The 25143-nt window shown below is 72.7% G+C and carries 23 protein-coding genes; 14 read left to right on the top strand and 9 right to left on the bottom strand.

Features of this window, described 5'->3' with window-relative positions; genetic code table 11:
• The first annotated feature begins 68 nt into the window (after positions 1-68).
• From AB5J51_RS06560 to AB5J51_RS06550, 3 genes are all read left to right on the top strand, one after another.
• Positions 69-1310: a cytochrome P450 gene (locus AB5J51_RS06560; RefSeq protein ID WP_369777128.1), complete on the top strand. Its 1242-nt coding sequence runs from the start codon at positions 69-71 to the stop codon at positions 1308-1310.
• Between the two features lie 195 nt (positions 1311-1505).
• The gene (locus AB5J51_RS06555) at positions 1506-1871 is read left to right on the top strand and encodes a tyrosinase family oxidase copper chaperone (protein WP_053789880.1); all 366 of its coding nucleotides are present in this window, start codon (positions 1506-1508) and stop codon (positions 1869-1871) included.
• A gap of 43 nt (positions 1872-1914) precedes the next feature.
• A complete protein-coding gene (locus AB5J51_RS06550) occupies positions 1915-2778 on the top strand; it encodes a tyrosinase family protein (protein WP_369777127.1) in 864 nt (287 codons plus the stop codon).
• 126 nt (positions 2779-2904) lie between these two features.
• Here the strand turns inward: AB5J51_RS06550 and AB5J51_RS06545 are convergent, their stop codons facing one another.
• Positions 2905-3183, bottom strand: coding sequence for a chaplin (locus AB5J51_RS06545; RefSeq protein WP_053789882.1), 279 nt, complete (start codon positions 3181-3183; stop codon positions 2905-2907).
• Between the two features lie 82 nt (positions 3184-3265).
• Positions 3266-3607, bottom strand: coding sequence for a hypothetical protein (locus tag AB5J51_RS06540; RefSeq protein WP_053789883.1), 342 nt, complete (start codon positions 3605-3607; stop codon positions 3266-3268).
• 149 nt (positions 3608-3756) lie between these two features.
• On the opposite strand from AB5J51_RS06540, the gene AB5J51_RS06535 reads away from it, so the two are divergent.
• On the top strand, positions 3757-5226 hold the full coding sequence (locus AB5J51_RS06535; protein ID WP_369777126.1) for a carboxylesterase/lipase family protein: 1470 nt from the start codon (positions 3757-3759) through the stop codon (positions 5224-5226).
• On the opposite strand, the gene AB5J51_RS06530 is transcribed toward AB5J51_RS06535, so the two are convergent.
• On the bottom strand, positions 5204-6448 hold the full coding sequence (locus AB5J51_RS06530; protein ID WP_133896015.1) for an esterase family protein: 1245 nt from the start codon (positions 6446-6448) through the stop codon (positions 5204-5206). The genes AB5J51_RS06535 and AB5J51_RS06530 overlap by 23 nt on opposite strands.
• 259 nt (positions 6449-6707) lie before the next feature.
• On the opposite strand from AB5J51_RS06530, the gene AB5J51_RS06525 reads away from it, so the two are divergent.
• Genes AB5J51_RS06525 through AB5J51_RS06515 form a run of 3 tightly spaced genes read left to right on the top strand, consistent with a single transcriptional unit; the run spans position 6708 to position 9979 of the window.
• Positions 6708-7589 (top strand): alkaline phosphatase family protein, encoded by an 882-nt coding sequence (locus AB5J51_RS06525; protein WP_053789885.1) that lies wholly within the window; start codon positions 6708-6710, stop codon positions 7587-7589.
• Positions 7590-7591: 2 nt separating this feature from the next.
• Positions 7592-8902, top strand: coding sequence for an MFS transporter (locus AB5J51_RS06520; protein WP_369777125.1), 1311 nt, complete (start codon positions 7592-7594; stop codon positions 8900-8902).
• A 48-nt stretch (positions 8903-8950) separates the two neighbouring features.
• Positions 8951-9979, top strand: a complete 1029-nt coding sequence (locus AB5J51_RS06515; RefSeq protein WP_369777124.1) for a TolB family protein — start codon at positions 8951-8953, stop codon at positions 9977-9979.
• Positions 9980-10061: 82 nt separating this feature from the next.
• Here the strand turns inward: AB5J51_RS06515 and AB5J51_RS06510 are convergent, their stop codons facing one another.
• The gene (locus AB5J51_RS06510) at positions 10062-10748 is read right to left on the bottom strand and encodes a GNAT family N-acetyltransferase (protein ID WP_136223766.1); all 687 of its coding nucleotides are present in this window, start codon (positions 10746-10748) and stop codon (positions 10062-10064) included.
• Between the two features lie 907 nt (positions 10749-11655).
• On the opposite strand from AB5J51_RS06510, the gene AB5J51_RS06505 reads away from it, so the two are divergent.
• From AB5J51_RS06505 to AB5J51_RS06495, 3 genes are all read left to right on the top strand, one after another.
• Positions 11656-12735 carry an SIS domain-containing protein gene (locus AB5J51_RS06505; protein ID WP_369777123.1) on the top strand — a complete coding sequence of 360 codons (1080 nt, stop codon included), beginning with the start codon at positions 11656-11658 and terminating at the stop codon, positions 12733-12735.
• Between the two features lie 74 nt (positions 12736-12809).
• On the top strand, positions 12810-13484 hold the full coding sequence (locus tag AB5J51_RS06500) for a (2Fe-2S)-binding protein (RefSeq protein ID WP_240805219.1): 675 nt from the start codon (positions 12810-12812) through the stop codon (positions 13482-13484).
• On the top strand, positions 13484-13615 hold the full coding sequence (locus tag AB5J51_RS06495) for a hypothetical protein (RefSeq protein WP_267887522.1): 132 nt from the start codon (positions 13484-13486) through the stop codon (positions 13613-13615). Before AB5J51_RS06500 ends, AB5J51_RS06495 begins: the two co-directional genes overlap by 1 nt.
• Here the strand turns inward: AB5J51_RS06495 and AB5J51_RS06490 are convergent.
• A complete protein-coding gene (locus AB5J51_RS06490; RefSeq protein ID WP_136223956.1) occupies positions 13605-15371 on the bottom strand; it encodes a S8 family serine peptidase in 1767 nt (588 codons plus the stop codon). The two genes, AB5J51_RS06495 and AB5J51_RS06490, sit on opposite strands and share 11 nt — an antisense overlap.
• 269 nt (positions 15372-15640) lie before the next feature.
• Entirely contained in the window at positions 15641-16999 is a 1359-nt protein-coding gene (locus AB5J51_RS06485) for a cation:dicarboxylate symporter family transporter (protein WP_053789891.1), read from the bottom strand.
• A 107-nt stretch (positions 17000-17106) separates the two neighbouring features.
• Between AB5J51_RS06485 and AB5J51_RS06480 the strand changes: the two genes are divergently transcribed.
• Both AB5J51_RS06480 and AB5J51_RS06475 read left to right on the top strand, forming a co-directional pair.
• The gene (locus tag AB5J51_RS06480) at positions 17107-18711 is read left to right on the top strand and encodes a sensor histidine kinase (protein WP_053790001.1); all 1605 of its coding nucleotides are present in this window, start codon (positions 17107-17109) and stop codon (positions 18709-18711) included.
• Positions 18708-19436 (top strand): response regulator, encoded by a 729-nt coding sequence (locus AB5J51_RS06475; RefSeq protein WP_053789892.1) that lies wholly within the window; start codon positions 18708-18710, stop codon positions 19434-19436. The genes AB5J51_RS06480 and AB5J51_RS06475 overlap by 4 nt, the downstream gene beginning before the upstream one ends.
• On the opposite strand, the gene AB5J51_RS06470 is transcribed toward AB5J51_RS06475, so the two are convergent.
• A complete protein-coding gene (locus tag AB5J51_RS06470) occupies positions 19388-20239 on the bottom strand; it encodes a tyrosinase family protein (RefSeq protein ID WP_369777122.1) in 852 nt (283 codons plus the stop codon). The two genes, AB5J51_RS06475 and AB5J51_RS06470, sit on opposite strands and share 49 nt — an antisense overlap.
• Positions 20236-20640 (bottom strand): tyrosinase family oxidase copper chaperone, encoded by a 405-nt coding sequence (locus AB5J51_RS06465; RefSeq protein ID WP_136223778.1) that lies wholly within the window; start codon positions 20638-20640, stop codon positions 20236-20238. Before AB5J51_RS06465 ends, AB5J51_RS06470 begins: the two co-directional genes overlap by 4 nt.
• Positions 20641-20933: 293 nt before the next feature.
• On the opposite strand from AB5J51_RS06465, the gene AB5J51_RS06460 reads away from it, so the two are divergent.
• Together AB5J51_RS06460 and AB5J51_RS06455 are read left to right on the top strand one after the other, a co-directional pair.
• Complete coding sequence (locus tag AB5J51_RS06460) at positions 20934-22325, top strand: glutamate decarboxylase (protein WP_369777121.1); 1392 nt, start codon at positions 20934-20936, stop codon at positions 22323-22325.
• 36 nt (positions 22326-22361) lie between these two features.
• Positions 22362-22529, top strand: coding sequence for a hypothetical protein (locus tag AB5J51_RS06455; RefSeq protein ID WP_168724202.1), 168 nt, complete (start codon positions 22362-22364; stop codon positions 22527-22529).
• 28 nt (positions 22530-22557) lie between these two features.
• Here the strand turns inward: AB5J51_RS06455 and AB5J51_RS06450 are convergent, their stop codons facing one another.
• Positions 22558-25044 carry a Helicase associated domain protein gene (locus tag AB5J51_RS06450; protein WP_369777120.1) on the bottom strand — a complete coding sequence of 829 codons (2487 nt, stop codon included), beginning with the start codon at positions 25042-25044 and terminating at the stop codon, positions 22558-22560.
• Positions 25045-25143 lie beyond the last annotated feature (99 nt).

Below are 25143 nucleotides of genomic sequence, written 5' to 3'. Positions count from 1 at the left end.
GGCATCCCGGATACTGGGACATATACGCTCATTCTCCACAGAGAGGACGATCCGCTTCGGGAGGCGACATGAGCGAGCAGCCGGTCCTTCTGCCCTATGCCGACCCGGCCTTCCTCGCGGACCCCTTCCCGCTGTACCGGCAACTGCGCGAAGACGGCCCCGTGCGCCGCACCGTCATCGCGGGCGGCCTGGAGGCCTGGCTCGTCACCCGCTACGAAGACGGACTCGCGGCCCTGTCCGACTCCCGCCTCAGCAGCGACGTGCGCGACGCCTCGGACACCCGCCTCCTGCGCCAGCTGCCGGCGACGGAGCGCGAGTCGATGCTGAGCAACATGCTCCGCAGCGACCCGCCCGACCACACCCGCCTGCGCCGGCTGGTCTCCAAGGCGTTCACCGCCCACCGCGTGGCCGCGATGCGGCCGCGGATCCAGGCGATCACCGACCGGCTGCTGGACGCGGTCGTCCCGGCCGGCCACGCCGACCTCGTCGCGGACTTCGCGCTGCCGCTCCCGGTCACGGTGATCAGCGAACTGCTCGGGGTGCCGGTGGACGAGCGGCACGCATTCCAGCACTGGACCGACCGCATGATCATGCGGGGCCCGGAGCTGCCGGATCCGGCCGTCGTGAACGAGGCGTGGCAGCACATGCGCGCGTACGTCACCGAGCTCATCCGGGACAAACGGGCAGCCCCCGGCGACGACCTGCTCAGCGCCCTCATCACCGCCCGCGACGAGGAACAGCAGCTGACCGAGGACGAGCTGGTCGCCATGGTGTTCCTGCTGCTGGCCGCCGGATACATCACCACGGTCAACCTGATCGGCGGCGGCATCGCCATGCTGCTCGCCCACCCCGGCCAGCTCGACCTGCTGCGCTCCGACCCGGAACTGCTGCCGGGCGCGATCGAGGAGTTCCTGCGCTACGACGGCCCGGTCAGCCCCGGCATCGCGCGGTTCGCGCGCGAGGACGTCGAGATCGCGGGCGTGACCATCCCGCGCGGCGCGACCGTGCTCATCGGCTCTGCCGTCGCCGACCGCGACCCGGCACGGTTCCCCGACCCCGACCGGCTGGACATCACCCGGCAGGACAACGCCCACCTCGCGTTCGGGCACGGCATCCACTACTGCCTGGGTGCGCCACTGGCCCGGATGGAGGGGCAGATCGCCGTCGGCACCGCCCTGCGCCGCCTCCCCGGACTCGCCCTCGCCGTACCGCCGGCGGAGATCCCCTGGCGCCCCGGCGGACTGCGCGGCCCGCAGAGCCTGCCGGTGACCTTCACCCCCGGCGACCCCGACCTGTCCCGGGGAACGTAGCTCCGCGTCCAGGCCGGCGCCGGGCCGAGCGGGTCTGCCGCTCAGCCGGGTGGACCGGTCCCGACCACGCCACCGCCCGGCCGTCCGCCCGCACCCCACCACCCTCTTCTCCAAGCAGCCTGAGCAGCCGAGGTGACCTCGCCCGCCGCGCCGCGTTAGACCCCATAGCGCGGACCACCGAGCGAGGGAGACCGTATGTACGCCACACCCGCCCCTGCAGCACCGTCCCGCCGCATGTTTCTTCGTACGGCCTTCACCGCGGCGGTGCTCGCCGGCACCGCCGCGGCCCTGGCGCCCGTACTGCGTGCCCGCCGGCCCCGGCAGACCGTCACCCCGGCGCCCCTCACCGAGGAGACGTACCGCGGCCGGCACATCGCCGTCGACCTCGCCGGGGTCCGTATCGACGGCCGCCCCCTGCACGTCATGCGCCGGGCCGACGGCAGCTACCTCAGCCAGATCAACCACTTCCAGTCCTTCGAGACCCCGCTGGAACTCGCCCGCGCGGCCGTCGACGAGCTCGGCACCAACCAGCTCGCCCTCGCGGCCCCGCACCACGGCTGACGGACGGCCGGGACAGCGCAGAACGGAACGGGAGGAGCCCCGCATGTACATCCGGCAGAACCAGAGGAACCTGAACAGCGCCCAGAAGAAGCGCTTCACGGCGGCCGTGCTGGAGCTCAAGCGCAACGGCACGTACGACGAACTGGTCCGTACCCACGGCAAGTACTTCGTGCCGGACAAGGACAGCAAGCTCCGCGTCGGGCACATGTCCCCGTCCTTCTTCCCCTGGCACCGGCGCTACCTGCTCCAGTTCGAGCGGCTGCTGCAGGGCGTCGACCCGGGCGTCTCGGTCCCGTACTGGGACTGGACCACGGACAGCAGCCCGGTCTCCTCCCTCTGGGCCGAGGACTTCCTGGGCGGCACCGGCCGGGAGAAGGACCGCCGGGTGATGACCGGCCCCTTCGCCTACGAGAAGGGCAACTGGGAGATCACCGTGGGCGTCACGGACGCCCGCTTCCTCACCCGCAACCTCGGACGGCCGCAGAACCCGATCGCCCTGCCCACCGCGGCCGAGCTCCAGTGGGCGCTCGACGACCCGGCGTACGACACCTCGCCCTGGGACTCCACGGCGAAGGGCGGCGGCTTCCGCAACAAGCTGGAGGGCTGGGCCGCGCCGAAGAGCGAGCGCTGGCGCAACCACAACAAGGTGCACCAGTGGATCGGCGGCCACATGACGGGCGGTACGGCCCCCAACGACCCGGCGTTCTGGCTGCACCACGCCTTCGTGGACCTGCTCTGGGACCGCTGGCAGCTGAAGCACCCCGCCTCCGGCTACCTGCCCTCGGCCCCGCTCGAACTGGGCGACCTCCAGCGCGGCCGGGTGATCTCCCTCGACGAGCCGATGCCGCCGTGGAACATCACCCCGCGCGACATGCTCAGCCACCAGGGCATCTACCGCTACGAATGAGATTCCGGCCGTCCCGGCAATTTCAGCCGGACGGCTGACGGCTGAACAGGAAAAGGGCCCCCGCCGTACGGCGGGGGCCCTCAGTCCTCGGTCCAACCGGTCAAGCCGGCCGACAGGCGCAGGCGATCAGCCGCCGTAGCCCTCGGTGTGGTGCTCGCCACCGCCCGACGCGTTGACGCAGGTGTTGCCGAACGCGGGGTTCAGCAGGGCGATCACGTTCACGGTGTTGCCGCAGACGTTGACCGGGATGTGCACCGGAACCTGGACCAGGTTGCCCGACAGGACACCGGGGGAGCCGACCGCCGCACCGTGCGCTCCGGCATCGGCGACGGCCAGACCGGCACCGGCGGCCAGGGCGCTACCGGCAACAGCGGTGACGGCGACTGCCTTCGCGATACGCGACATCAAGATCTCCTCGTGAGATTGGGGTGCCACAGCCCGAGCTGCGGCATTTGACATGGCATACAACGCAGCGGGAGCCCAGCGGTCACGGCCGCTGGGCCTTAGTGATGAAGGAAAATCGCACGGAGGCGAAATACGGCTCGATCTGGCCGCCGGCACCCGGCTGCAGGACCGCCACGACGTCACCCGTGCAGCCCGGCCCGGTGTAGAGGGTCGCGGTGCTGCGGGTGGTGTTGGTGACGGCCTTCTGACCGCCGCCCTTGGCCCCGACGCAGCCCTGGGGGTCGGTCAGCCCGTGGACCCTGTCGTCCCGGCCGACGTACTGGAAGTCGGGTCCTGCGGCCTGCGCCGTGCCCGCGGCCACGAGCAGGAGCAGGGGGACCGCGCCGGCCCGGGCGAAGCCGCGGACGCCGGGGTGGATACGCATGGATCGCATGCCCGGTCCAACCCGGCCCGCCCCCGGCCGGGTCACGCCTTGTCACCCGTCGCAGGCCTGTGCGACCGTGCCCGGTAGGCGGAACAGTGGATTCGGTGGATTCGGTGGATGCACCGGAGTCGGTGGAGGAGCGGAGACCGATGAGCACAGCGGGCGGCAGCGGCCGGCCCCGGGTCAGGACCGGGTACGGCGTGGTCGAGGGCCGGACCGGGCCGGACGGCATCGCCGCCTTCCGGGGCATCCCGTACGCTGCCGCGCCCGTCGGCGCGCTCCGCTTCGGCGCGCCCGAGCCCCCGGCCGCCTGGGACGGCGTACGCGACGCCGGCGCGTTCGGGCCCACCGCGCCCAAGGTGCCCTACCCGCCGAAGTTCGCCGCGCTGCTGCCCGACCCGGACGTCCCCGGGGACGGCTGCCTGAACCTCAACGTGTGGACCCCGGCCCCGGCCCCCGGAGCCCGGCTGCCCGTCATGGTGTGGCTGCACGGCGGGGCGCTCACCCGCGGCTCCTCTGCCGTCCCCGTCTACGACGGCGCAGCCTTCGCCCGCGACGGGGTCGTGCTCGTCTCCGTCAACTACCGCCTCGGCGTCCTCGGCTACGGGCTCTTCCCGGATGCCCCCGCCAACCGAGGCCTGCTCGACCAGATCGCCGCCCTGACCTGGGTCCGGGAGAACATCGAGGCCTTCGGCGGGGACCCCGGCCGCGTCACCGTCTTCGGCGAATCCGCCGGAGCCATCAGCGTCGGAGCCCTGCTCGGCGCCCCGCGGGCCGCCGGGCTCTTCGCCGGGGCCGTCCTGCAGAGCGGCGCCCCCGAGGTGCTGGCGCGCGAGAAGGTACGCACGATGGTCCGGCGGATGGCCTCCCTCCTGAAGGTGCCGGCGACCGCGAAGGCATTCGCCGCCACCGCCCTGCCCGACCTGCTCGCCGCGCAGGCCGCCGTGCTGCGCCGCTCCGGCCCGATCACCGGAGGACCCGCGTTCGGCCTGGTCGCCGACCCGGACACGCTTCCGGGCGACGACCCGCTCGAGGCCGCGGCGGCGACGGAGGTGCCACTGCTGCTGGGCTGGACCACCGAGGAGTACCGGCTCTGGCTGGCCCCCACCGGCGCGCTGCGGGTCATGGACCGGCTCGGCCCGCTCACCGTGGCTCTGGCCCGTGCCCGCAGCGGCAAGGACCGGGCCGCCGTACGGGCGCTGCGCGCCGTCCTGCCCGGGGCGGGCCCGGCCGAGCTCGCGGGGCAGCTGCTGACCGACCGGCTGCTGCGCGACCCGCTGCGCAGGCTCGCCGGGGCGCGGCGGAGCGCCCCGAGCTTCCTGTACGAGTTCGGCTGGCCCTCCGGCGTCCCGGGGCTCGGCGCGTGCCACGCCCTGGAACTGGGCTTCGTCTTCGACACGCTCGACGTGCCGGAGGCCTCCTGGCTGGCCGGGCCGGACGCCCCGCAGGAACTGGCCGACCGGATGCACGCGGCCTGGGTGCGCTTCGCCGTGACCGGGAACCCGGGCTGGGCGGCCTGGGACGGCAACGGCCCGCCGATGGTGTTCGGCGGGCCGCAGCGCGTGGAGTCGGTCGAACCGGCGGTTACACCGCCCGTTACTCCACCGGTCCTTCCATGACCTTGCTGATGAACTGGATCGGGCCCTCGCCCATGTTCGGCACGTAGGTCTTGGCGTTGTGCTGGCCGCCGGGGATGACCCTCAGGCTGGTGTGGATCGGCCCCTTGCCGTACGTCGCGACGAACTTCTGCACATCGGGCAGCGTCTTCTTGTTGTTCTCGTTGTCGCCGACCTGGAAGGCGAGGTAGACGTCCGGAGCGCCCTTCTTGTCGATCATGGCCTTCGCCAGCAACTCCGGGTTGTTCTCGGCCTTCTCCTTCTCGTGGCCCTTCCACAGCGAGGAGTCGGGGACGATGTCCGGGCCGGAGCAGATCGCGGCCTTGAACTTGTCCGGGTGCTTGAGCACCGCCTTCAGGCTCGCGAAGCCGCCGGTGGAGGAGCCCATGTAGGCCCAGCCGTCACGGGACTTGACGGTGCGGAAGTTCGCCTTCATCAGGTCCGGGACGTCCTCGGTCAGCCAGGTGCCCATCTTGGGCTGGTCGGGGATGTCGGAGCCGTCCCAGTAGATGCCCTTGTCGTCCGGGCCCGGGTTCAGCACCGGCATGGCGAGGATGAACGGCTTGCTCTTGCCCTCGGCGTACCACTTGCTGATGCTGGTCTGGAGCCCCAGGTCGGTGCCCATCCAGTAGTTGCTCGGGTAGCCGGCGCCGCCGGGCAGGGCGATCATGACCGGGAAGCCGCTCTTGGCGAACTTCGGGTCGTTGTACTCCTTGGGCGCCCAGACCCACACCTTGCCCTTGAAGCCGGACTTCTTGCCGTCCAGCGTGGTGACGGCCACGTGCGTGCCGTCGGCCAGGGTCATCGAGTTCTTGAACTCGGCCTTCGGGCCGGTGGGCATCAGGGCCTTGGAGTTGGCCGCCTGCTTCGCGGAGCCGTCGGCGCCGCCCGCCTGGCCACCGCCCGCGGCCGGCTGGCCGAAGGAGATGTCCTTGCCCTTGTCGGTGAAGGGGGGTATCTCGAAGTGGTACATCACCCCGGCGGCTATGCCGGCGAGCGCGAGGACGGAGACACCCGCGATCAGCCAGCGCCTGCCCCGGCGCGGCCGGCGCCGGTCGTCCTCGGGCTCCTCGTACCCGCCGTACGGCGGCTGCGGTGGCCCGTACGGGGGCTCGTGGTGCTGTTGGGGTTCGTACGGCTGCGCGTACGAAGTGCCGTAGGGCTGCTGCTGGTACTGCCCTTCCGACCGGTACGGCTGGTGCTGTCCGTCGGGTGAGTACGACATGTGCGGTTGCTCTCCGGCTGGTGCTGCCCCGTCGGGGGGTGGTCTCTTCTGTTCGAAGGATGAGCCTACGTGCTCCGTGGTTCCCGTTTTTCCCTGCTCTTGGGTTGACCGAGGGCTGCCCGTTGCCGAACACCCGGAAGGCCACCGGAGTTCCCGGTCTGTTCGCCGCACGTCCCTGGCCCATGCACATGCCCCTGGGTATGGTGCGTCCGCGCCGCCACCAGACCCCCCCTGCCCGGAGGTATTTTCCGTGTTTGGCATGACCTCGTCACGGTCCCGCCGCAAGACCGCCCTTGCCACCGCCTTCGGCCTCACCGCCGCCGGTACGGCCCTGTGGGCCGGCATCGGCGCCGCCTCGCCCGCCCACGCGGCCGGCCTGCCGGCCCCCGACCACGTCGTCGTCGTGGTGTTCGAGAACCACGCCTACAGCCAGGTCATCGGCAGCTCCAGCGCCCCGTACATCAACTCCCTCAAGAGCGGCGGCGCCAACCTCACGCAGTCGTACGGCATCACCCACCCCAGCCAGCCCAACTACCTCCAGTTGTTCTCCGGCTCCAACCAGGGCGTCACCGGCGACAGCTGCTACACGCCGGGCTTCAGCTCCGCGCCCAACCTGGCCTCCGAGCTGCTGGCCGCCGGCAAGACCTGGGCCAGCTACAACGAGACCCTCCCCAGCCAGGGCTCCACCACGTGCAGCAGCGGCACGTACGCGCGCAAGCACAACCCCTGGTTCGCCTTCTCCAACGTGCCCACCAGCACGGCCAAGACCATGACCCAGTTCCCGACGGACTACACCACCCTCCCCAAGGTGTCCTTCGTCGTCCCGAACCTGTGTAACGACATGCACGACTGCTCCGTCGGCACCGGCGACACCTGGCTCAAGAACAACCTCAAGGCCTACGCGGACTGGGCCAAGACCCACAACAGCCTGCTCGTGGTCACCTTCGACGAGGACAACCGGCTCGCCGGCAACAAGATCCCGACCGTCCTCTACGGCCAGCCCGTCACCCCCGGCAGCACGTCGGGCACCACGTACAACCACTACGACATGCTGCGCACCCTGGAAGGCCTGGCCGGCCTGACCACCCACGCGGGGAACGCGGCCACCGCCAAGGACATCACGGGTATCTGGGCCTCCTGACCATGTACGTTGCGGACAGTCGCGGTACTCCCGCGCCCGCCGTGACCCCCGAGCCGCAGGCCGTCGCCCCGGGCACCACCCCGGGGCGGCGGGCGGCGCTCGCCCCCACGGTGCTCGCCCTCGGCGCGGTCAGCCTGATCACCGACGTCTCCTCCGAGATGGTCACGGCCGTGCTCCCCCTCTACCTCGTCGCGGGCCTCGGCCTCTCCCCGCTCGGCTTCGGGCTGCTCGACGGGCTCTACAACGGCATCAGCGCGCTGGTCCGGCTCACCGGAGGCCACCTCGGCGACCGCTTCGGCCGCCACAAGGCCCTCGCCGGCCTCGGCTACGGCTTGTCGGCCCTGTGCAAACCGCTGCTGCTGCTCGCCCACACCCTGCCCGCCATCGGCGCGGTGCTCGCCCTCGACCGCACGGGCAAGGGCCTGCGCACCGCCCCGCGCGACGCGCTGATCTCCCTGGCCGCCGCCCCCGAGGACCGCGGCCGGGCCTTCGGGGTCCACCGGGCGATGGACACCGCCGGCGCGCTGATCGGTCCGATCCTCGCCTTCCTGATCCTGCGCGGCGCCGCCGACGGCTACGACGCCGTCTTCACGGTCAGTGCCTGCGTCGCCGCCCTCGGCGTGCTCGTGCTCGTCCTCTTCGTCCCCGGCCGCCGCACCGAGCCCGCCCCCGGCGCGGAGCCCGTCTCGCTGCGCGCCGCCCTCGGGCTGCTGGGCCGCAGGGACCTGCGCCGGATCAGCCTGTGCGCGCTGCTGCTCGGGCTGTGCACCGTCAGCGACGCCTTCGTCTTCCTGCTGCTCCAGCGCGCCACCGGGATCGCCGACCGCTGGTTCGCGCTGCTGCCGCTGGGCACCGCCGCCGCGTTCTTCCTGCTCGCGCTGCCGCTCGGCCGGCTCGCCGACCGGATCGGCCGTTGGCGCGTCTTCCTCGGCGGCCACCTCGCTCTGCTCCTCGCGTACGGGCTCCTGCTGGCGGGCGGCGCGGGCCACGCCTACGGCACCGTCCTGCCGTACGCCGTGCTCCTGCTGCACGGCGGCTTCTACGCGGCCACCGACGGCGTCCTGATGGCCGCGGCCGCCGGAGCCGTGCCCGAAGAGCACCGCGGCGGCGGCCTCGCCCTCGTCCAGACCGGCCAGGCCCTCGCCCGGTTCGCCGCCTCGCTGGGATTCGGCGCCGCCTGGACCGTCTGGGGCCCGCGCCCGGCCCTCGCCGTCGCGGGCGTGCTGCTGGCGGCCGCGGCCGGCGTCTGCACCCGGCTCCGGCCGGCGGACGCGCCGGCCGCCGGGTCCGCCGCCGAGGCGCGGGCCGGCTGAGCCCGCTCAGCCGCCTCCGAAGTTCCCCCACATCCCCGAAAGGCCCCCATGACCCTCCAACGCCGGATCCTGATCCTCGTCTCCGCCGTCGTACTGCTCGCCGCGGTGGGGGTGCTCGCCGTCGTACGGGCCTCCTCGCGGGCCGAGGAGAAGAACCAGACCCAGGCGGGCGGCCCGCAGATCAGCCGGGGCGAGGTGTCCCTGGCCCCGGGTGGGGCCGGGCGGCGGATCGTGTTCCGGAACATGGCGTGGGGCCCGCACCGCGACGAGCTCGCCACCGTCCCCGCCGCCGCGCCCCAGGGCCCGCGTACCGCCTCCGGCGTGAGCTGCCTGCGTTTCCACGCGGCGGCGGGAACCGGGATCTGCCTCCAGGCCGACAAGGGCGGGGTCCAGGAGAGCTACCGGGCCGTCGTCCTCGACGCCCGCCTCAAGGAGGTCTCGGCACACCCGCTGGCCGGCATACCCACCCGCGCCCGGGTTTCGCCCGGCGGACACCTCGCCGCCTGGACGGTCTTCGTCGGCGGGGACTCGTACGCCGGGACGAACTTCTCCACCCGCACCTCGCTGCTCGACCTGCGCACCGGCAAGCTCGAGGCCTCGCTGGAGGACTTCGCGATCCGCAAGGACGGCAAGGCGTACCGCAACGCCGACGTCAACTTCTGGGGCGTGACCTTCGCCGCCGACGAGCGCACCTTCTACGCGACGCTCGCCACCGGCGGCCGGACCCACCTGGTCCGCGGTGACCTCGTCGAACGCACCGTGACCGCGCTCCGCGAGAACCTGGAGTGTCCGTCCCTGTCGCCCGACGGGACCCGGCTCGTGTTCAAGAAGCGGGTGCCCGGCCTGTCGCCCGACGCCCCGTGGCGGCTGTACGCCCTGGACCTGGCCTCGATGCAGGAGACCCCGCTCGCCGAGGAGCGCAGCGTGGACGACCAGGTGGTGTGGACGGACGACAAGACGGTCGTCTACTCCCTGCCCGGCGACTTCGGCGCCGACCTGTACGCCCTGCCGGCCGACGGCAGCGGCGCCCCCACCCCGCTGATGACCTCGGCCCTCGCCCCGGCCTTCCTCGGCTGACGCCGGGAGGAAGGGCCGGGGCGGGGCCGCTGCCGCACGCGCTGGGCCGATGCGGAGGACGGTTGCGCCGAATGCAGGTCCGTTACGCCGGGATCAGCGTCTTGCGCCGCCGCTTGCGCTGAGCCCCCGCGGACAGCCTCAGCTCGATGATCGACCGCACGGCCGGCCACTCCTCGTCGAGGATCGAGTAGAAGGCGGTACTGCGCACGGCCCCGTCGAGCCCCCTGGAATGGGCCCGGCGGACCCCCTCGCAGGTGAACCCGAGCCGCTCCATCGCCGCGCGCGAGCGTCCGTTGCGGGCGTCGGCGCGCAGCGAGATGCGGCGGACGCCCCAGGTCTCGAAGGCATGGCGGAGCATGAGCAGCTTCGCCTCGGTGTTGATGCCCGTCCCCTGGGCGCCCGGGGACAGCCAGGTATTCCCGATCTCGGCGGCATCGGGGATCGCCGTCGCCGGATCACCGAACGGGACGCCCGGCACCGCGGGCCACACGAGCGGTCCCTGCCAGTAGTCGAGTTCCAGGAACCGGGTCGAACCGACGACCCGGCCGTCGGTGGCTCTGACCACCGCGAAGGGGAGCGATCGACCCGCCGCCTGATCTGCGAGGGCGCGGTCGATGTACTCGTGGGACGCCTGCACCCCATGGGGTACGGGGGTGAAGGCGTAAGTCGTACGATCCTCGGCCCCGGCCACGGCCAAGGCCTCGGTGTGGCGGGGGGCGAGGGGCTCGAGCCGCACGGTGCGGCCGGCGAGGAGTACGGGTACGGGCACGGAGCCTTCGGTCCTTCTGGGCGGTGGGGTGGTTGCACAGTGTGCGCTTCTGACGTCGCCCCCCGTGCAAAACACGAGTGAAAGGCAACGGGCTGTCAGGTGAACGCGAGTGGCTCAATGTAGCTCGTAAATCTCCTCTCATGAACCCCCAAATTGGCAACGTCGCGGCCATCTTTTTCGATGACTTTGGTCCCCGGCCCGGAGCACCCGTAATCCTGATCCGCGGACATCCGTCCCACCACCCGGCGAGGGCCCCCCGGACGGCGGTCCAAAGACCCTCCAACTGTCCTACAAACCGCCTCTGACCTGCGAGGACGCGAGGGTTCCCGGACGTACCCGCGGAAGGCCGCGCCGGTCGGCCGGGCGGATGATCTCGGGCCCCTCCCCGACTGCGCGGACATCGAACGGACGGCCGTCGGGGACGTGTCCGTGGGCGGGTGCCGGGGCGGCGGCGGGCGGGGCTCGGCGGCCCGTGTGAAGTGGCCCGGCAGACAGCGGTCACATCGCATCGATTCGTTGGGCCATTCGGCTGGTCCGCTCCGTCGGGGACGGCGGCTACTACGTGTGTTCGATCCTCTGCTTCACCCGGGTGGTCGGTCTTTCGCCCGGACCGGCCCGACGGCTCCCGCGGCGTACGCCCTCCCGACGCTGCCGGGGGGCCGGCCCGGGGGCGGTCGTCAACTTGGGGGGCGTCGGCAACCCTGCCTTCCTCGCGGCGGGCCGCGCCTGCGCTCCGGCGGCCCGCGTGCTCTTCCGCTGGGCGTTCGTGACGTTCGGCCCGGCGACCGCGGGCCGGGAGGGCGCGCGGGGCGCGGTGGACGGCGCCCGATACCGCCGCCTGCCCCCTACCGTCCCCAACACATCGTTCCCGCACAGAGCTTCACGGAAAGACGAGACACCCCCCACCATGTCCGGATCCCGCATCACGTTCCTCGAGGGCCAGGCCGGCCAGGGCGCCGCCCTCGCCCGGATCGCCGACCGCGTCCGCAGCCAGCTGGCGTCCCCGGAGCGCGCCGCGCTGCGCAACGCCCGGCGCCCCCTGTTCACCGGCATGGGCGCCTCGTACGCCGCCCTCGCCGTCCCCGTACAGCAGTTGCGGACGGCCGGGTTCGTCACCCAGCGCGTCCTGTCCAGCGAGATCGAGAGCGGCACCGCCGGCTTCGACACGGACTGCCTGATCGCCGTCTCCCAGGGCGGCCGCAGCAGCGAGACCATCGCCGCCTGCCGGTCCGCCGCCCCGGGCATCACGAGGGCGGCGCTGCTCAACGTCTTACCGTCGCGGCTCGGCGAGCTCGCCGACGTGACCGTGGGCCTCGGCAACGAGCCCGACTCGTACGCCTCGACCATCGGCTACGCCGGGACGGTCGTCGCCCTCGACCTGATCGCCGGGGCCATCGCGGGCCGCGCGCAGGATCCCTGGGGCGGCATCGCCGAGCACACCGCCGCGGTCCACCGGCAGGCCGCCAGGGTGGTCGCGGGCCTGCGCGAGCGCGGCGCCCGCTGCATCGCCTCCGACACGGTGGCGGCCGGGGCCTCGTGCGCCTCGGCGGAGGAGGGTGCGCTGCTGCTGCGCGAGGTGGTCCGGATGACCGCGGCCGCCTCGGCGACCCGCAACTACCTGCACGGGGAGATGGAGTCGGCGGGCAACACCCTCCACCTGGTGTTCGGCGACGGCCGCGAGATCGAGCTGGCCCGCTCGCTGGCCGGCGCCGGGCACCTCACGCTGCTGCTGACGACCGCCCGGGTCGAGCCGGCGGACAGCCTGTCGGTGATCCGCCTCCCCGAGGTCCCGGACGCCGTGCGCGTCGTGCTGGAGACGGTGGTCCTGCAGGAGCTGGTGGCCCGGCTCAGCGCCGAGCGGGGCGTGCCGATCGAGTCGTTCGTCTTCGCCAACGACGACACGAAGGAAGGCGGCCTCGACAGGTCCCGGTTGGCCGTGGCCGCCCGCGGCCCGGCGAGCGACGGCTCCCGGGCCGCGGGCCCCTGATGAGATCATGGGGCCGCACCGGTTCCCGCACGGGAGCCGGGAGTACGGATACGGATACGGATACGGAGCCCGAGGTGGAGGACGTACTGCGCCGGCTGGCCGCCGTCGGGCCCTTCTTCGCCGTGCCGTACGGGAAGGAGCCGCCGGGGGACGGCTTCCGGCCGCTCGGCGAGCTGTACGGGGCACGGCTCGAGCCGTACGTCGCCGAGGTGGGGCGGCGGATCCGGAGCGGCCCCGGCCGGGTCGCGGCGTCGACCGCGCAGTTCGGGATCGCCTCGCGGCTGTGGTCGCTCGGGCTGGGCTGCGCCGCGCTGGGCGGGCGGATCCCCGACCTGGGGGTCGACCGGGTGTGGTGGCGGCTGCCCGCGGCGGGGTCGCTGGAACTGTGGCTGCCCGAGCCCGGTGCGGGGGCGCTGCCGGCCGAGTCGCTCGGGCAGAGCGTGCTCGGCAACCTCGGGGTCCTGGACGCGCGCCTGCGGGAGCGGTACGGGGTGTCGCCGAAGGTGCTGCGCGGCAACGCCGCGTCGGGGCTGGTCGGGGCGCTGCGGGTGCTGATCGAGCGGGTTCCGGGCGGCCCGGCGGTGTCCTTGGCCGCGGAGCTGCTGGCCGGGGGCGGCGCGCTCGGCGGGACCGGCACCTTCATCCACGAAGAAGGGCTCGGGGTGGCCTTCGTACGGCGCAGCTGCTGCCTCTACTACCAGGTGCCGGGCGGCGGACTCTGCGGGGACTGCGTGCTGCGGACCAGGTGATGACGGAGGCCACCGGGGCGCAGTTGCACTGCTCCCCGATGGCCCCGCAGCAGCACTGCGACGTCGTCTTCGACTGGCTCGCCGACGTCCTGCAGCGTTGGTGCTTCAGCCCGACAGCCGTCAGAACGTGAGGTTCCAGGCGTCGATCTTGCCCGTGTCCGCATTGGCGTTGTCGTTCACCCGGAGCTTCCAGACACCGTTCGCGACCTCGGAGGACGCATTGACGGTGAAGCTCTGGACGATGTTGTCGGTGCCGCCGCCGGCCCGGTTGCTCAGGGTGTAGACGGTGCCGTCGGGAGCCACGAGGTCGACCTTGAGGTCACCGATGTAGGTGTGCTTGATGTCCACGCCCACCTTGAGGGTGGCCGGCGCGTTGCCGGTCACCCCGCTGACGGTGATGGGGCTCTCCACGGTGGCGTTGTCGTTGATCGCGAAGTCGCCGAGGTTCTCGAAGTACTTCCCGGGCGGCGGGGTGGACCCGACCGCCTTCAGCGCGTCGACCTGGCCCTCGCCGAAGAACGAGTTGTTGGCCGCGGTGCCGGTGCAGCGGTTGTCCGACGGGCAGGCGATGTCGTTGGCCTGCGTGGCCAGCTTGTCGCGCAGCTGCGCCGGGGTGATGCCGGGGTTGGTGCTGGCGAGCAGCGCCGCGACGCCCACCACGTGCGGGGTGGCCATCGACGTGCCGCTCTTGCTGCCGTACTTGCCGCCCGGGATGGTGGAGTAGACGTCGCTGCCCGGGGCCGCCACGTCGATGACGCCCGAGCCGAAGTTCGAGAACGAGGCCTTCGTGGTGCCCGTCCCGTTCGCCGCGACCGTGACCACGCCCGGGAGCTCGGTCGGGATGTCGAGGCAGGCGTTGGTGATGGTGCGGGTGACCGGCGTCGAGTCGTTCGGGCTCGCGGAGTCGGTCGTCTTGTGGGCGAGGTCGTAGTTCTCGTTGCCCGCCGCGGCGACCTGGAGGGAGCCCTTGCCCTCGGCGTACTCCTGGGCGCGCTTGACGCCCTCGATGATGGCGGCCTGGTCGATGTTGTCCGGGCAGTTGAACTGCCACGGGTCCGTGTAGTAGCTGTTGTTGGTGACCTTGAAGCCGTGGTCACCGGCCCACACGAAGCCGCAGATGGTGTTCTCGGCGAAGAAGAACGAGTTGCCCGGCTCGGCGACGCGGACCGCGGAGATCTTCACGCCCGGGGCCACGCCGACGACGCCCTTGCCGTTCTTGGCGGCCGCGATGGTGCCCGCGACGTGGGTGCCGTGGCTGTCCACGTCCCGCCAGGCGCCCGTACGGGTGTCGGGCTTGCCGTAGGCGCAGGAGACGGAGTCCGCCGCGTTGAAGTTCGGCGCCAGGTCCTGGTGCTGGTCGTCCACACCGGTGTCCAGGATGCCGACCTTGACGGACGCGGAGCCGGTGGTGACGGCCCAGGCCTGGTCCGCCTTGATCTGGCTCATGTCGGCGCGGACGGGCTCGCCGGCCGGGGTCGTCGACTGGGCCGGGTTGGCGGGCAGCGCCGGATTGTAGGCGTCGGCCGGAACGTCCGAGGTACGGGTGGCCCCGACCTGCTGGACCCCGCTGACCCCGCGCATCGCCGTGGCGAAGCCGGCGGAGGAGGAGTGGGCGACGATCACCCCGATGGCGTCGAAGTTCGAGAAGACGGTGCCGCCGTTGGCGGCGACGGCGGCACGGACCGCCGAGCTGTCACCGGGGGCGGTGATCACCAAGTACGCGCGCGTGCCGGCAACCCAGGTCGCACTCTGGGAGGCCGGCGCCGCGGCCGCGGCCTTGGCGGGGGCGGACTGGGCGGTCTGGCCGGACGGGGAGACCGGGGCGGTGCCGGCGAGCGCGGCGGGTGCCCCGAAGGCGAGTGCCGCGCCGAGCGTGGCGGCGAGCACGAGAGTGCGTCGAGGTCGGCTGGATATGTGGGGTATCAATGCGTCCTCCGAAGACGGCCCGGTGGTGCTCATGGCACCTACCGGGCCGTACGAAACGAGTGGTGGACGCAAGATGTCAGACGCGTGCCCCGGTATGGAAGTACCTTTTACCGCACGACACTTCACAGCCCCATGGCCGAAAATCGACCATGGGGCTGCGTGAGGGCCGACCGGGCTGGGCACCATGGGGGCGAGCCCTGCCCGGCCGGCCCCTGACGGGGCGCTGCCGGTTACGCCGGCACGCCCTCCTTCGCGTCGGCCGGCGACGGGCCGGGCACGGTGGGGAGCTCCGTGCCGTGGCCGTCGTCGACCAGGGTGGTCTCGTCGAACTCCAGGCGTCCCGCGAGGACTTCGGCGGCCCGCTCGCGGTCGAACTCCTTGGTCCAGGTGCCGATGAGCACCGTCGCCACGGCGTTGCCCGCGAAGTTCGTCAGCGCCCGGGCCTCGCTCATGAAGCGGTCGATGCCCACGATCAGCCCGACGCCGTCGACGAGTTCCGGCCGGTGCGACTGGAGCCCGCCCGCCAGCGTCGCCAGCCCCGCGCCGGTCACGCCGGCCGCGCCCTTCGAAGCCACGATCATGAACAGCAGCAGCGAGATCTGCTCGCCGATGGCCAGCGGCTTGCCCATCGCCTCCGCGATGAACAGCGAGGACATCGTCAGGTAGATCGCGGTCCCGTCCAGGTTGAACGAGTAGCCCGTCGGCACCGTGATGCCGACCACCGGCTTGGAGACGCCCAGGTGCTCCATCTTCGCGATCAGCCGGGGCAGCGCCGACTCCGAGGAGGAGGTGGAGAGGATCAGCAGGAACTCGCGGCCCAGGTAGCGCAGCAGCGAGAAGACGTTGAGCCCGGTGCACACCCGCAGCAGGGTGCCGAGGACCACGAACACGAACAGCAGACAGGTCGTGTAGAAGCCGATCATGATGACGGCGAGCGACTTCAGTGCGTCGATCCCGGTCGCGCCGACCACCGCCGCGATGGCGCCGAACGCGCCCACCGGAGCCGCCCACATGATCATCGCGAGTATCCGGAAGACCAGCTTCTGCACATGGCCGATCCCGCGCAGCAGCGGCTCGCCCGCCGGGCCCATGGCCTGGAGCGCGAACCCGCACAGCAGCGCCACGAGCAGCGTCTGGAGCACCTGGCCGCCGGTGAACGCGGAGACGAGGGTGGTCGGGATGATCCCCAGCAGGAACTCGGGAGTGGTCTGCGCCCCGCCCGCCTTGGCCTGCGCCTCTCCCGCGTGCTTGACGGCCTCGGTCAGGTGCAGTCCGCTGCCGGGCTCGAGCAGGTTACCGACGAGGAGTCCGATGGCCAGCGCCACGGTGGACATGATCATGAAGTAGCCGAGGGCGAGGCCGCCCACGGCGCCGACCTTCGCGGCCTTGCGCACCGACCCGATGCCCAGCACGATCGTGCAGAAGATCACCGGCGAGATCATCATCTTGATGAGGTTGACGAAGCCGGTGCCCAGCGGCTTGAGCTCCACGGCCGCGTCCGGTGCGGCGAAGCCGACCGCGATGCCGAGGAGTACCGCGGCGATCACCGCGATGTACAGGTAATGGGTCTTGTCGCGTCTGCCGGCCACGGCTCGCCTCCTGGTGGTGAATACGTCCCGGGAGGACCATCGCGCGAGGCTGTGACCCCGGTCACCCTTGCGTTCATTGAGTTCACGGCCGGGTGACACTGAACGCCATGTTCCGGTTCCCTCGCCCCCCGCGCAGCCTCGCCGGCCAGCTCTTCGCCATGCAGGTGCTGCTGGTCGCCGTGGTCGTCGCCGGCTGCGCGGTCTTCGCGTACGCCACCGCCCGCGGGCAGGCCGAGGAGTCCGCCCGGCGCCAGGCGGGGGCCGTGGCCCGCGCGGTCGCCGACTCCCCGTCCGTCCGCGAGGCCGTACGCGGCGCGGCGCGGGGCGCCGACCCCTCGGCCGCGCTCCAGCCCTACGCCGAGCGGGTCCGCGTCGACTCCGGGGTGGACTTCGTGACGATCATGGCCCCGGACGGGCGGCGCTGGACCCACCCCGACCCCCGCCGCATCGGCGAGCCCTTCATGGGGAACACCGGCCCCGCCCTGCGCGGCCAGACCTTCAGCGAGACCTACACCGGCACCCTCGGGCCGTCCATCCGCGTCGTCACCCCGCTCATGGACGACGGCAAGGTCGTCGGCATGGTCAGCTCCGGCATCACCGTCCGCGCGATCAGCGCCCGGCTCGCGGAGCAGCTCACCGCCCTCGCCTGGGTCGCGGCCGGCGCGCTCGCCCTCGGCGGAGTCGGCACGTACGTGGTCAACGCCCGGCTGCGCCGGCACACGCACGGGATGAACGCGGCCGAGCTCAGCCGGATGTACGACTACCACCAGGCGGCCCTGCACGGCGTCCGCGAGGGCCTGCTGATGCTCGACGGTCAGCGCCGGATCACCCTGATCAACGATGCCGGGCGCGAACTGCTGGGCCTGCAGGGGGACGTCAGGGGAACCGGCGCCGCCGACCTCGGACTGCCCGCACCGCTCACCGGCGCCCTGCTCGCCGACCGGCCCCGGGTGGACGAGGTGCACCTGACCGCGGAGCGGGTACTCGTCCTCAACAGCTCGCCCGTCGCGGGCGGCGGCCGCCGCGGCACCGTGGTCACCCTGCGCGACCACACCGAACTCCAGTCGCTCACCGGTGAGCTGGACCAGGAGCGCGGGTTCACCGAGGCGCTGCGGTCCCAGGCCCACGAGGCGGCCAACCGGCTGCACACCGTGGTCTCCCTCATCGAACTCGGCCGCGCGGACGAGGCGGTGGAATTCGCCACCGCCGAACTGGAGCTGGCCCAGGCCCTCACCGACGAGGTGGTCACCGGCGTCGGAGAACCCGTCCTGGTGGCGCTGCTGCTGGGCAAGGCCGCCCAGGCGCACGAGCGGGGCGTCGAGCTGGTCCTCACCCCTGACAGCCGCGCCGTCGACGGCCGGACCGGAAGCGTCCCGGCCCGGGACCTCGTCACCGTGCTCGGCAACCTCCTCGACAACGCCGTCGACGCCCTCACCGGCGTCCCCGCCGCCAGGATCGCGGTCACCGTCCGGCCCGAGGAGGACGCACTGCTGCTCCGCGTCACCGACAACGGCCCCGGCCTGCCCACGGGCGCCGCCGCCGATGTGTTCCTGCGCGGCTGGTCGGGCAAGGGAGAGGGGCGCGGCCTCGGCCTTGCCCTGGTCCGCCAGGTGGCCCACCGGCACGGAGGCAGCGCGGTCGCCGCCGAAGTGCCGGACGGGGGAGCCGAGTTCACCGTACGACTGCCCGTGCGAAGGGAGCCCACGCCATGAGCGACGCACGCGAGGCGCCCGCGGTGTCGGGGGTGCGGGTGCTGGTGGTCGAGGACGACCCCGTCGCCGCCGACGCGCACGCCCTGTACGTCGGCCGGGTGCCCGGCTTCACCGCCGTCGGCGCCGTCCACTCGCTCGCCGAGGCCACCCGGGTCCTGGAGCGGACCCGGGTGGACCTGCTGTTGCTCGACCTCACCCTGCCCGACGGACACGGGCTGCGCTTCGCCCGCCGGCTGCGGGCGTCCGGGCATCCCGTGGACGTGATCGTGGTGACCTCGGCGCGGGACCTGGCCGTGGTCCGCGAAAGCGTCTCGCTCGGCGTGGTCCAGTACGTACTGAAGCCGTTCGCCTTCCCGACGCTGCGCGAACGGCTGCTGCGCTACGCCGAGTTCCGCGCGACGGCGGGGGAGGCGGCCGGCCAGGACGACGTGGACCGGGCGCTCGCCGCCCTGCGCGCCCCGGGCCCCGCCGAGCTCCCGAAAGGGCTCAGCGCGCCGACCCTGGACCGGGTCGGCGCGCTGCTGCGGGCGGCACCCGAGGGGCTGACCGCCGCGGGGGCGGCCGAGGCGGCCGGGATCTCCCGGATCACCGCCCGCCGCTACCTGGAGCACCTGGTGGACACCGGGCGGGCGGACCGCACCCCCCGGTACGGCCAGGTCGGCCGCCCCGAACTGCACTACCGCTGGCTGGCGGCGGCCGGGACCGGCTCGGTGTCGAAGGTGTAGAACTTCCGGTGGTCCAGCAGGTCCGCCGGGGTCACGTCGTTCCACGGCCGCATGGTGTCGTGCAGGTCGACGACGTTCGCGGTGCCCCCGGCCGGCAGGTACGCGGACTTCGGGTTGCGGGCCTGCCATTCGGCCCACAGCTTGTCGACGAAGGCGTGGTGCATCCAGAACACCGGGTCGTTGGGGGAGACCCCGGTGGCCATCTGGCCGCCGACCCACACGTGCACCCGGTTGTGCAGGTTGGCGCCGCGCCAGCCCTCCAGGTGGTTGCGGAAGCCGTTCGAGGAGCTGTTCCAGGGGGCCATGTCGTACACCGGCATGTTGAGCACGGCGTCCACCTCGGCCTTCGTCGGCAGCTCGGCCACCCCGGCGCCGAGCGCCCGGCGCAGGTACGCGCGCCCGTCCACCCGTACGTTTATCGACCACTTGCCGTTGGCGGCCGCGAACGGCCCGTCGAGGACCTGTCCGTCGCGGGCCCGGCCGGTGCCGCCGAGGAAGTCGGCGGCCCAGAGGGAGGAGCGGGTGGTGCGGTCCGCGCTCCAGTCCCAGTACGGGAGCGAAACCTTCGGGTCCACTTTCTGCAGCTCGGCCTCGAACTCCAGCAGGAAGCGGCGGTGCCAGGGCAGGAACGAGGGCGAGCGGTGGCCGACCCGGTCGCCCGAGTCGGTGTCGCCCATGATGAACCCGTTGTGGGTGGTGACGAACCGGTCGTAGGTACCGGTGCGCTTGAGCTCCAGCAGCGCATTGGTGAAGGCTCGCTTCTCCTCGGCGGTGAGGGCGGCCTGGTTCTTGCGGACGGTCATGCCGTGCCTCCCATGGGCGAGAACGGGGCGAGGGTGGCGCCCTGCAGCTCGCGCACGGCGGCGCGGGCGAGCGAGGCCGGGTCGGGGTAGGTCTCGTAGTGGTTGACCACGCTGATCCAGGTGCCGTCGGCATTGCGCATGACGTGCAGTTCGCGGCCGTCTATCCGGACGGTGGGCAGGCCGTCGTGGCCGCCCCCGTGGTGGCCGCCGTGGTGGCCGCCCCCGGTCGAGGCCGGGGTGATCTGGATGCGGCGGCCCTGGTACACCTCGTCGACCGCGCCGGAGGGTAGGGAGGCGCGGGAGTCGGCGGCGGCTGCGTGCGCGGTGGCGCCGGCTATGCCGAGGGCGGAGAGTGCGCCGGCGGTGGTGCCCAAGGCCTGCCGGCGGGTGATCTTGTTCATGAGTCGAAGAAGTACCAGGAAGGCAAAGGCCGTTAACCGATATCCGGACATGCATGGATAAGTTGCCCGTAGAACCAGTTGGTCGATCTTCCCGTCCGGGCCGGTTGGAGCGGCCCGGACGGGAAGATCTTCGAACGGAAGCCTACTCGACAGTAAGTTGTCCTGTCGTACACGTCCCCTATGGAGGGGGTCACATGGCGGAGTCGGCCGGAAGCTCTCGGTGTCGGCGCCCGAATCCTCCCCCAAGGGGGTCGAAGCCGTCTTTGTGATGATCAGTCACCTATAGTCCGGATATGGCTCTTCATGAGGCGAAAGACGTGCCCGCCGGTGACACCGACACGGACGTGTTCACGTCCGCACTGAGCGGCCAGATCCTCCCCAAGCACCGGATGCCCGACGAGCACTCACCCACCGAGGTGGTCTACGAGCTGCTCAGCAACGAGCTCCTCCTCGACGGCAACGCGGCCCAGAACCTGGCCACGTTCTGCACCACCTGGTCCGACGACGGCGTGCACCGCCTGATGAACGAGTGCCTCGACAAGAACATGATCGACAAGGACGAGTACCCGCAGACCGCCGAGATCGAGGCCCGCTGCGTCAACATGCTGGCCGAGCTGTGGAACGCACCGGCCGGCGGCGCGGCCACCGGCTGCTCCACGACCGGTTCCAGCGAGGCCGCCATGCTCGGCGGCCTCGCCCTCAAATTTCGCTGGCGCGCCCGCCGCCAGGCCCAGGGCCTTCCCGCCGACCGGCCCAACCTGGTGTGCGGGCCGGTCCAGATCTGCTGGGAGAAGTTCGCCCGCTACTTCGACGTCGAACTGCGCCAGGTCCCGCTCGAGCCCGACGCCACCGGCCTGCGACCCCACCAGCTCGCCGAGTACGTCGACGAGAACACCATCGGCGTCGTCGCCATCCTCGGCGTCACCTACACCTGCGACTACGAGCCCGTCGCCGAGATCGCCGCCGAACTCGACCGGATCCAGGCCGAGCACGGCTGGGACATCCCGGTCCACGTGGACGGGGCCAGCGGCGGCTTCGTCGCCCCCTTCCTCCACCCCGACGTGGTGTGGGACTTCCGGCTGCCGCGCGTCGCCTCCGTCAACGCCTCCGGGCACAAGTACGGGCTCGCGCCCCTCGGCGTCGGCTGGATCGTGTGGCGCACCGCCGACCTGCTGCCCAAGGAGCTCGTCTTCGACGTGGCCTACCTCGGCGGCGACATGCCGACCTTCGCCCTGAACTTCTCCCGCCCCGGCGGCGAGGTCATCGCCCAGTACTACCTGTTCCTCAGGCTCGGCCGCGGCGGCTACCGGCGCGTCCACGAGGCCTGCCTCGCCACCGCCCAGTACCTGGCCGGGGAGATCGCCGCCATGGGCCCGTTCACCCTGCTCTACGACGGCCTCGGCGGCCTCCCCGCCGTCTCCTACCGGCTCACCGACCAGGCCGCCGCCGGGTTCACCCTGTACGACCTCTCCGAACGGCTGCGGATGCGCGGCTGGCAGGTGCCCTCGTACCCGCTGCCGGCAGCCCGCGACGACACCGTCATCCAGCGCGTGCTGATCCGGCACGGAGTGACCCGCGACCAGATCGCCCTGCTCGTCTCGGACCTGCGCCATGCGGTGGACCACCTCACCGCCACACCCCCGCCGGCCCCGACGACCGAGCCCCGCTCGGGCTTCCACCACTAGGGGGTACCGACGGGCGGGGCGCTCGCCGTCGACCCCGTGCACGGCCAGTCGAAGATCGTCGTCGTCCACGGGGTCCGTGCCCTGCGCTCCGAGGGGCGGGCGGACGAGGCGGAGACCCTGGAATCGGCCACCGCCGCGGCCAACCCGACCTTCGTCCTGATGCACGGGCGGAACGGGGCCGAGGCCGTTCCGGACGAGCACTGATGACGCGTCCCGGCTGCTGCCCAGCCGCTCAGGCGGATGCCGACCAGCGCATGTCGAGCGCGTCGAGGGCCGCGACCCGGTCCGGGGCCAGGGCCGATGCGCGGGAGCGCTGGTTGGCGATCCAGGCTCCCAGCCTCAGCTCCTGGCCCCCGACCCGTTCCACGTGCTTGCGGGGGACCCGGAGGTGCTGCTCGCGGGTGTGGAACTGGCGGGCCGCGGCCAGGTGTTCCGCCCACTTCTCGGCCTGCGTGCGCCGCGGCCGCGGGCGCTCGGACGCGCTCGCCCCGGTCACGCCCAGCGTGTGCTCCAGCAGCCAGCGCTGCGCCCAGGCCAGCTGCTCCCAGGCCAGCCGCTGGGTGCGGACCCACCGGCCCAGGTCCTCGCCCTGTACGACCACCTCGCCCGGGGTGAGCGGCAGACCGCCGCCCGCGTCGAGGTGGACGCGGGTCAGGTGAAAGGCACGCTGCCAGGAGATCTCCCAGGCCGGGCACCAGGACGCGTCGATGGCCTCCAGCGCCTCCCGGCGCTCCTCGGGCAGGGCACCGGGGCCCTCGCGGCGGGCGGCGGCCCGCTGGTTCTTGACCCACACCCCGACCGGCGCGCCGCGCCAGGTGGCCTCCACGGGCGGCAGCAGGTGGCCGTGTTCCGCCGCCCAGCCGCGGGCCGCCGCGAGGCCCTCCTCGAAGGCCACGTCGAAGTGGCTCCACACCATGCCGAGTTCGTCGAGCTGCGCGACCCGCTCCCGGCCGAGGGCGCCCCGGCGGTGGGTGCGCCGCACGTCCGCGATCCACTGGCCCAGCGGGAACCGGGCCAGCCCGGGCGGCCAGGCCTCGGCGGCCGGCTGCGGAGCGGCCGGCCGGGCCGCCTTCGGCACCCTGAAGGCGAACGGCACCCGCAGGTCCCCGGCCCTGGCCGCGTAGATCCGGGCGGCCTCCACCCCGCGCCGCCAGTGCTCGCGCTCCGGGTGCAGCACGCGCAGCCGGATGAACGCCGCCAGCAGCGCCGGATCCCGCGGTGTGGAGAAGCTCAGCAGGGCCTGCGCCCCCGTCCGCATGCCCGCGCCCGTCACCGCCTCGGTTCCGGATTCCACCCGCGGCCGGCTCGGCGCCTGCGGCTGGGCCAGCGCTTCGACGAGCCGGGTGTCGTGCGCCCGCAGCGCCTCCAGCAGCCGAGCGAGGTCCCCGTACGATCGCGAGGTCAGCATCGACTCGGGCGTCTCGCCCGGCCCCAGCAGCACCGGGACCACCAGCGAGGCGACCTTGCCCTCGCCGGGGTGGATCCGCAGCGCCCGCCCTACGGCCTGGACCAGGTCGGGCATGGAACCCCGTACGTCGGCCCAGAAGACGGAGTCGCACTCCTTGGTGTCCACGCCCTCGCCCAGCACCCGGACACTGCCGAGGAAGGCCTTGTCGGCGACCCCGTCCGCGGCGAACGCGTCCAGCACCCGCCGCCGGTGCACCGCCGTGTGCTGCCCGCACAGCCAGTCCGCCCAGAGCGTACGGGGATACGCCGGCCCCGGCGTGTCACGCGGCGCGGCCCGCAGCCGCTCCCCCACCGCCGGCAGCCCGGCCGCGAAGGCCTCGGCCTCCCTGGTCAGGTGGTGGAAGACGAGGGTCCGCCGGAAACCCTGGTCGGCGGCGGCCTTGATCAGCGCAGTCTGCAGCGCCGCCAGCCGGGCCCCGCGCACGGCGTCCGAGCGCCCGTCGGCGCCCAGCAGCACCGCCGCCTGGAACCCCGGATCGCTGACGTCCACGCACACCACCCGGTACGGGGCGCAGATGCCGCGGTCGATGGCCTCCGCGAGGGAGAGGGTGTGACAGCGCGCGCCGAACGGCCCGTCCGCATCGTCCTCCATGGACGCGACGAGATCGCCCCGCCCGCGGCCGACCTCCTCGGACGCTTCGGACTCCTCGGACGCCTGGCCCTCCTCCGGCTCCGCGCCGTCCTGCCAGACCCGCGGCGTGGCCGTCATGTACAGCCGCCGGACGGAGGGGATCCGGGTGTTGTCGTGCACCACGGCCCACGGTTTGCCGATCCGCCCGGACGTACGGTGCGCCTCGTCGACCACCACCAGGTCCCAGCCCGGCAGCCCGGCGAGGTGGGCGCGCTCGATCGTGCCGAGGCCCAGCGAGGCGTACGTGGCGAACACCGTCAGCCGGTCCGCCGACCGGCCGGCCCAGCGGGCCAGTTCGGCCGGATCGGTGGTGGCCGGTACGCCCGCGTCCTCGGCGCGCAGCGAGCACACGGCGAGGGCGCTCCCGGTCCGGCCGCCCTCCCGCCACGCCGTCACCGTCTGTACCAGCAGGTCCAGCGAGGGCACGAGGACCAGGACCCGCCCGGCCCGCAGTTCCTCGGCGGAGCGCACGGCGACCAGGGACTTCCCGGAGCCGGTCGCCATGATCACCTGGGTCCGGAGCCCGCCTTCGGGCACCCGGCCGCCGGCCGGCAGTTCGAGCGCCCGCAGTACGGCGTCGACGGCCTCGCGCTGGTGCGGCCGGAGCTCCTTCTTCGCCATGCGCCGTACTCCGTCCGTCCGCCCTGATCAGCCTCTTCGGCTCCAGTCTCCATCCTGCACCGAATTTGAAGCACGTGGGGCCTGCTCGGGCGGAGTGTC

The organism is Streptomyces sp. R33, assembly GCF_041200175.1.
Lineage (GTDB): Bacteria > Actinomycetota > Actinomycetes > Streptomycetales > Streptomycetaceae > Streptomyces > Streptomyces katrae_B.
This window is presented reverse-complemented; position numbering and strand designations above follow the sequence as displayed.